The following is a 6,769-nucleotide window of genomic DNA, read 5'->3' on the forward strand; positions in this document are numbered from 1 at the left end:
GGTCTTCAAAGTCGGGGAGGTGCCGGTGGCCACACCCGGAACGGACACCGTCGAGATCGCCCGCTGGACCAGGGCCCAGTGGTGGATGCTGGCGGTGTCGTGCCTGGCGGTGGCGCTGGTGGTCGCGGCGATGGCGGCGTTGTATTCGGCGTTGCCGCAGATCGCGCTTGCGACCGGGGCCACCCAAGCCCAGCTGACCTGGATCGTCGACGGCTACACGCTGGTGCTGGCGTGTCTGGTGCTGCCCGCCGGCGCCGTCGGTGACCGTTACGGGCGCCGCGTGGTGCTGGTGGTGGGGTTGGTGGTGTTCGCCGCCGCCTCGGCGCTGCCGCTGCTGCTGTCCGACCCGGCCTGGTTGATCGCGACGCGCGCGCTGGCCGGGGCAGGCGCCGCGCTGGTGATGCCCTCGACGCTGTCGATCCTCACTGCAGGGTTCGCCCCCGCTCATCGCGGCCGGGCGGTGGGGATATGGGCCGGGGTCGCCGGATCCGGGGCGATACTGGGGATTCTCGGTGCCGGGGTGCTGCTCGAACGATGGTCGTGGCTATCGGTGTTCGTAGGGTTGACCGTGGCCGGGGCGGTGCTGGCGGGGTTGGCGTGCACCATCGCCGAGTCCCGCCAGCGCGAGCATCCGCAGGTGGACTGGGTGGGCGCGGTGGCGGTGGCGGTCGCTGTCGCGGCGATCGTGTTCGCCGTGATCGAGTTCCCCGCGCGCGGCTGGGCCGACCCGCTCGTCGCCGCCGCCGCCGGGGTCGGCGTGGCCGCGACGGCGGCCTTCGTGGTCGTCGAGCTGCGCTCGGCGGCGCCGCTGCTGGATGTGCGGTTGTTCGCCCGCCGTGGTTTCGGTGCCGGGTCGCTGTCGGTGACCATCCAGTTCCTGGTCACCTTCGGGGTATTCCTGCTGCTTGTGCAGTACCTGCAGCTGGTCTTCGGTTACGGGCCGCTGGCCTCGGCGCTGGCGTTGGCGCCGATGGTGGTGCCGCTGGTCGTGATCTCGGTGATCGCGCCGTGGCTGTCGAGCCTGGTCGGGTTACGGGTGATGACCGTGGCCGGCCTGCTCACCATCGCCGCCGGGCTGGTGCTGGTGAGCCGGCTGACACTCGCCGCGCACTACCTCGACCTGCTGTGGCCGCTGCTGATCATGAGCGCGGGCCTGGGATTGTGCACCGCGCCGGCGACCTATGCCATCGTCGCCGACACCCCCGAGGCCAAACACGGGGTCGCCGCCGCGGTCAACGACGCCGCCCGCGAGATCGGCGCCGCGATCGGGATCGCCGTGGCCGGCAGCGTGCTGGCCGCCGGCTACACCCACCGCATCCAGCCCGCCCTGCCCCAGTTGCCCGAGCCCGCCCGCGGCCCGGTCGCCGATTCCCTGGCCGCGGCGCTGCAGGTCGCCGACCAGGCCGGACCGGTGGCCGCACCGCTGGCCGAGTTCGCCAAGGCCGCGTTCGTGCACGGCAGCGGCCAGGCCGCGCTCGCCCTGGCCGCCCTCACCACCGTCGGGGCGATCGTGCTGGCAGTACTGGCCCCCGGCCGCGCACCACGCCGCCGATACATCTCGACCATTTCCCCCGCAAAACACGCTCCCTTCTCGTGAAAGACGCCCGTCATGACGGCCTATCGCACGATCATCGTCGACACCGACGGATCCGACCGCTCCTACCGTGTGGTCGACCACGCCGCCGAACTCGCCCACGCCACCCACGCCCGGCTCCTGATCATCTGCGCCCGCCACCCCATCGACGCACGTGAGCTCGGGGCGGACCTCGACCGGCTCGGACCCGACGCCTACCAGCTACGCGGCACCACTCCCACCGAGGCCATCCTGCGGACCGCCCACCAGCACGCCCTCACCCACAACACACCCCCACACACCGATAACACCCCCTGACCTGTTCCGTAACCGGATCGGCCACCGGAACACCACGCAGAGCCAACGTCGGCCCAGCTCACCGGTGTTCCGTAGAGGTGTTCCGCTGACTGTGCCGGTCAGCCCCCGCTATCTGGAACACTTTCGGCATGGGTGAGCCGTTCCGCGTCGGATACTGCCGCTGCTCCACCGACGAACAAGACGTCGAGATCCAAACCGAGCAGCTATTGGCGCTCGGAGTGCCGCGTGAGCGGATCTTCATCGACAAAGGGTTCTCCGGGACCACCCGCAAGAACCGGGCCGGGCTCGACAACGCACTCGCCGCCGTCACCTCCGCCGCGGCGGCCATCGACGGGCGACAGGTAGTGCTGACCACGCCGAAGTTCGACCGATTCGCACGCAACATGGCCGAAGCAGGCCAGACCCTGACCGAACTGCGCGAGCGCGAGGTGCTGTTCGGACTCGGGAGCTCGATCTACGACTGGAACGACCCGTTCGGCAAGCTCTTCCTGCAAACCTTGGCCATGGTCGCCGAATTCGAGGCCAACCTCAACCACCTACGCACCCGCGAGGGCATGGCCAAGGCCCGCGCGAAAGGCAGGCTCAAGGGCAAGCAGCCGAAACTTCCTCTCACGGCACGGAAAACAATCCACCGCCGCTACCACGACCCCGCCGACGACGCGAGCCTGGCGGACCTGGCCGAGGAATACAGCGTCGGCCGCTCCACCATCCACCGCATCGTCAGCAGTGCTGCACCACGAGCCTGAGAATTCACCAGCCTGTCGTCAGGATCCCGCTACTTTGCACTTCCTGACAACCTTGGGTTGCGGGCCCTTACGTCCCACACGAGTTCTGGCCCGAATCGGATCGTCGGCGAGCTGGGCGGATACGCCGCGCCCGCCAGGAGCCGGTGGCGAGACAGACGATCGTTTCGACCCAACAGGCCGAGCGGATCACCGACCGGGCACTACGCCATATCCGCCCGATTTTCGGCAAATGCTACGGCTACCCCAAGAAGGGACACGAGCCATCGGCGATGCCGCCGATGCGATGACCGACGATGAGCTCGAGACCGCGATTGCGGCGCTACACGCCCGTGAGCGGGAACTTCTCGTCGCCGGGGACAGCGAAGCGGCGTTCGATCTGATGGGCACGAAGTTCGTGTTGCTGTCCACGCTGGAAGGTCAGCGGCGGTAGCTGACTGTTGTACGGATTCGGTTTTTTCTTCATTTCTGTCTGCTGCGGTATTCGTATAGCAGTTTGTGGAGCAGATTCGTACAGGGTTACTGCGCGGCTGACATATCCTCTCGGTGCCGTTCAGGATTCAGCGCGGCGCAGCCGCTTGTGATCATGGGCTCACGCGGGCAACCCGGGCGCGGTAGTCGTGACCGGTGGCGCGCAGTGCGGCGGCAAGTTCCATTCGCCTGACTCCCTGTTCCATCAGCTCTGTGGCGTTGCTGTCGGTGATCGGGTGGGGCGTGCGGACGACACCGGCATAGCGGATGCGCTCTTCGAGCTCGTCCGATTCGTGGGCCGGCTGGTCAGCGGTGCAACGCGGGCTCTATGCCAGTAATAACACGGCTGCCCGACACCTTCACCCCTCCTCGGTCCTATAGCTGCGGCCCGAGGTGCAGATCGGGTGTGGGTGGTTGGTGTTCATGTATGGCCGGTGGTCGGCTGTTCGGTTGTGGTGGTGTGTGGTGGACCTGCGGTGGTCCGTGGAGGGCCTTCCCTGTTGAGAGCGAACTCTGCTCCTCCCCTACCTCGTCGGCATGCGTGAGATTCCGGTGCGGCTCGCCGTCGGCGGGATTCGGTTTCGCCCCCTTTGGGGCATCGTCGGTCCTGGTCGACATGGCGTGACGGGGTTCCTCGGCCACCTGGATTGCGGTGGTCAGCGGCTCGTAGGTCTCGTTGCGTTCCGGGGAATTCTCCAGCAGGGCGTAGCTGCGGTGGGCCAGCACATCCCAGTGCTTCTCGTACCGTTGCGCGGCGTCGACCGTGCCGAGGTCCGGGGCGGCGGCGGGAAGCTCGGTGGTGATGGCACGGGCGAGTTCGGCGGCGAAGGCTTCCCGGCCGGCAACTCGCATAGCGTCCTCGAGGACCGGGTCCGGTTCGATGCCTTCGGGGGGATCATCGTGGTAGTTCGCTGCGTGGGTGGCGGCACGGAGCGCTTCGGGGTCGATGGTGCGCCAGTCGATCGTGCGGTCGGGGCGGTCGTGGACGAGCTGGTCGGTCATGAGTACGACGGCGACCGACTGGACGCCTTCGGTTTCCTCCTGGATGGCGGCCATGTGGCGTCCGAGCTGGCGGGGGTCGGTGAGAGTGTTCTCGTCCGGGGCGGCGATCACCGGGCTGGTGTAGGCGGAGGTGTCGCTGACGATCGGCATGAAGTCGGTGTGCAGCTCACGGTGGATGACACTTGCGTGTAGTTCGCTGCCGTCCCCGGTAATTTCGCGGTGGGCGAGGTGGTCGGCGGTCCGCAGTGCCAACTCCCAGGTGATGAGGCGGCGCAGCCGGGCGGGGTCGCGCTCGTCAAAGGCATTGACCGGGGCTCCGGTGTCGTAGCGCATGGTGTTCTTGCCTGCTGCCGGGTCGAACAGGTCCTTGTAGCGGTGGTTCGGCTCGGGGAGTGCTGCGGCGGCGCGTTCGGCCGCGAGGGTGGAGGTGCCCTCGAGGATCCGGCGTACGGCGGCATCGTGTTCGGGACCGTAGTCGGTGCGTTCAGCCAGGTTCAGGCCGATGCGGACCAGGGCGTGAGCGTTGTCGAGTTCGGCTCCGCTCAAGGATCGCTCGCGGGGGCTCTCCCGGAAGGTCTGGAAGGCTATGTAGGGGCCGCTGCGATCACGGTCGTAGTCGCGCAGCATCGTCATATGGGTGGTCAAAGACAGCACTGGTCGACCTGGGGCGGGCTGGGCAGGGACGTATCCGGTGTTCGGTACGACCGCCGGGGCGAGAACGTCGGCGAGCAGTCTGGGATCTCCGGTCTCGGCGGTGATGTAGCGGGCCGCCGATAGGCCAGCGAGGTCGACACGTGCGGTGTCGATCTGCCATCCTGCCCGGTCTGCGATGCGGCGGAACAGCTCGTACTGCGTCCGAGAGTTCCCGTCCGGGAAGGGATGAATCTCCGTCAAGCGTGACCAGTAATCGGCCAGACGGGTGACGAAGGTGTGATGGTCGAGTCCGGTCAGGTTGTTCTCGGCGGCGAGATCGGCGAACAGTTCGTCGACGTCGGCGGGGGTGTCCTCGGGGCTCGAATGGGCGATCGGCAGATTGCCCTGGGTGGTGGGCACCGTTTTGTACTGGCCGGCCCACGCGTACAGGCCGTCGAAGGCTCGCCGGTGTATCTCGCGTAGGAACTCTCCGGTGAAGGTGCTCGGCGAGGAAACGTCCGCGAATTCGTACATCGCCTGCGTGAACAGGCGTTTTTCGATTCTGTCGAGTGTTGGGGTGTCGGTGATGCCGAGAAGGTTCACTCGCGTGTCGGTTCCGGGGATGTAGCCCTCGATCGGGAGCGACGAGGCGGTCATTTCTCGGGGCGCTCCCCGCGTCGGAACTCATTGAGGATGTCCTCGCGGGTGAGTCCGGCCTCGATCTGCTCGATGATGTCTCGGGGATCTTCGCCGCCGAGGTCGCCCGCCATCGCGCAAGCGGCGCGGATGTGCTGTGCGATGGTCTCGCGTGTCACCTCCTCGCCGAAGGGGGCGAGTCGTTCACGTAGGGACGGGTTTTCGGTCGTGTCGTCGTCCATGTCGGTCATGGTCTCCCCTGTTGGTGTGGTTCGGACGTGGGGCGGGATCGGCCGCGGATCCCCTCCCCCACTGGTGTGTTCACGTTGTGGCTCCGACAGTAGGCGCACCCCCGAGTCGGGCACGTACACGCTCGAGGCGTCGGGCGGCGGCGCGCTGGACACGGCCGATGGCGACCATGTGGTCGAACAGGTCGGCTTCGGGCAGGGTTTCGGCGGCTTCGGTGATGGCGGCTCCGGCGGTGCGAAAGCTGCGGCGGTAGGCGGCGCTGATGACGGCATGGGCGTAGTAGGGCGCGGCGGTGGGATCGGCGCCGGCGGTGGTGGCGGTGGTCAGGGCGTAGGCGAGTCGGCGACCGTGGTGACCGGCGAGCCGACCGTGGCGCCCGAGGTGGGCCAGGACCATTGCGGGGTCGTGGGGGTGGCCGGTGTTCATCAGTGCGGCGATGGCGTCGAACAATTCGGCGTGGAGTGGCTGGTGGAAGTCGTCGGTGGTGAGCAGGTCCACGATGTCGGCGGCTGCGGCGCGGGTGGCGAACAGCAGCGCGCACAGCAGCAGGGTTTCGGTGTCGGCGTCTGGGGGCGCGAACTCGTCGGCGCTGAGGTAGCGGTCGAGATCGGTCTGGTCGGTGACGGTCATGCGCTGATCCGTTCGTCGAGGGCGTCGGCGATGTCGAGCACGGGAGTCGGGTCGGGATGGCCGATGGCCGAGTGGCCGATGGTGGCGCGAGCGATGACGCTTCCGTCGATGGTGATGGTGACTGCGCTACCGGCGGGCGCACCGTAGGCGAGCGCGAGCGTGCGCGCTGCTTCGGCGGCGTCGGAGGCGGCGGCCGCGTGGGTGAAGGTGCAGCCAGAATCGGAGCGCGCAACGGTGGGCGCGGTCAGCGTGACGGTCCAGACGATCATTGCGGCGCTCCTTCGGCTTGACGGGGTTTCCCCAGGTACTCGTCCATTGTCGCTTAATTATCATGTTTTGTGAAGCCTTTTCGATGAGTTTTACATGATTATGTGGTTGTTTTTTGATTATTTTGTGATGCGTTGGCGAGGGCCGTGCCGGAGCCGTGGGGCGGGGGGGGGGGGACCCCCCCACGGCCCAGCCGGACCGCGGGCCGCCCCCCCCGAACAAAGACGAAAAAAAAAAAAAACACAGC

8 protein-coding genes are annotated in these 6,769 nt (G+C 67.5%); 4 read left to right on the forward strand and 4 right to left on the reverse strand.

The genetic code is table 11. The features are described from left to right. The first annotated feature begins 85 nt into the window (after positions 1 to 85). From ACFWB0_RS21455 to ACFWB0_RS21470, 4 genes are all read left to right on the forward strand, one after another. Positions 86 to 1,597: an MFS transporter gene (locus tag ACFWB0_RS21455; protein WP_096824222.1), complete on the forward strand. Its 1,512-nt coding sequence runs from the start codon at positions 86 to 88 to the stop codon at positions 1,595 to 1,597. A gap of 12 nt (positions 1,598 to 1,609) precedes the next feature. After that, positions 1,610 to 1,891 (forward strand): universal stress protein, encoded by a 282-nt coding sequence (locus ACFWB0_RS21460; RefSeq protein ID WP_225623914.1) that lies wholly within the window; start codon positions 1,610 to 1,612, stop codon positions 1,889 to 1,891. Positions 1,892 to 2,019: 128 nt separating this feature from the next. Next, positions 2,020 to 2,637: a recombinase family protein gene (locus ACFWB0_RS21465; protein WP_006553200.1), complete on the forward strand. Its 618-nt coding sequence runs from the start codon at positions 2,020 to 2,022 to the stop codon at positions 2,635 to 2,637. A 283-nt stretch (positions 2,638 to 2,920) separates the two neighbouring features. Further along, complete coding sequence (locus tag ACFWB0_RS21470) at positions 2,921 to 3,067, forward strand: hypothetical protein (protein WP_371054028.1); 147 nt, start codon at positions 2,921 to 2,923, stop codon at positions 3,065 to 3,067. 413 nt (positions 3,068 to 3,480) lie between these two features. Here the strand turns inward: ACFWB0_RS21470 and ACFWB0_RS21475 are convergent, their stop codons facing one another. The 4 genes from ACFWB0_RS21475 to ACFWB0_RS21490 form a co-directional block, all read right to left on the reverse strand. After that, the gene (locus tag ACFWB0_RS21475) at positions 3,481 to 5,397 is read right to left on the reverse strand and encodes a Fic/DOC family protein (RefSeq protein WP_371054027.1); all 1,917 of its coding nucleotides are present in this window, start codon (positions 5,395 to 5,397) and stop codon (positions 3,481 to 3,483) included. Further along, positions 5,394 to 5,627, reverse strand: a complete 234-nt coding sequence (locus tag ACFWB0_RS21480; RefSeq protein WP_237211665.1) for a hypothetical protein — start codon at positions 5,625 to 5,627, stop codon at positions 5,394 to 5,396. Before ACFWB0_RS21480 ends, ACFWB0_RS21475 begins: the two co-directional genes overlap by 4 nt. A gap of 70 nt (positions 5,628 to 5,697) precedes the next feature. After that, entirely contained in the window at positions 5,698 to 6,255 is a 558-nt protein-coding gene (locus ACFWB0_RS21485; protein ID WP_072815672.1) for a DnaB-like helicase N-terminal domain-containing protein, read from the reverse strand. Beyond that, entirely contained in the window at positions 6,252 to 6,524 is a 273-nt protein-coding gene (locus ACFWB0_RS21490) for a hypothetical protein (RefSeq protein ID WP_072815670.1), read from the reverse strand. Before ACFWB0_RS21490 ends, ACFWB0_RS21485 begins: the two co-directional genes overlap by 4 nt. Positions 6,525 to 6,769: the final 245 nt, after the last annotated feature.

Source organism: Rhodococcus sp. NPDC060086, from assembly GCF_042730275.1.
Lineage (GTDB): Bacteria > Actinomycetota > Actinomycetes > Mycobacteriales > Mycobacteriaceae > Rhodococcus.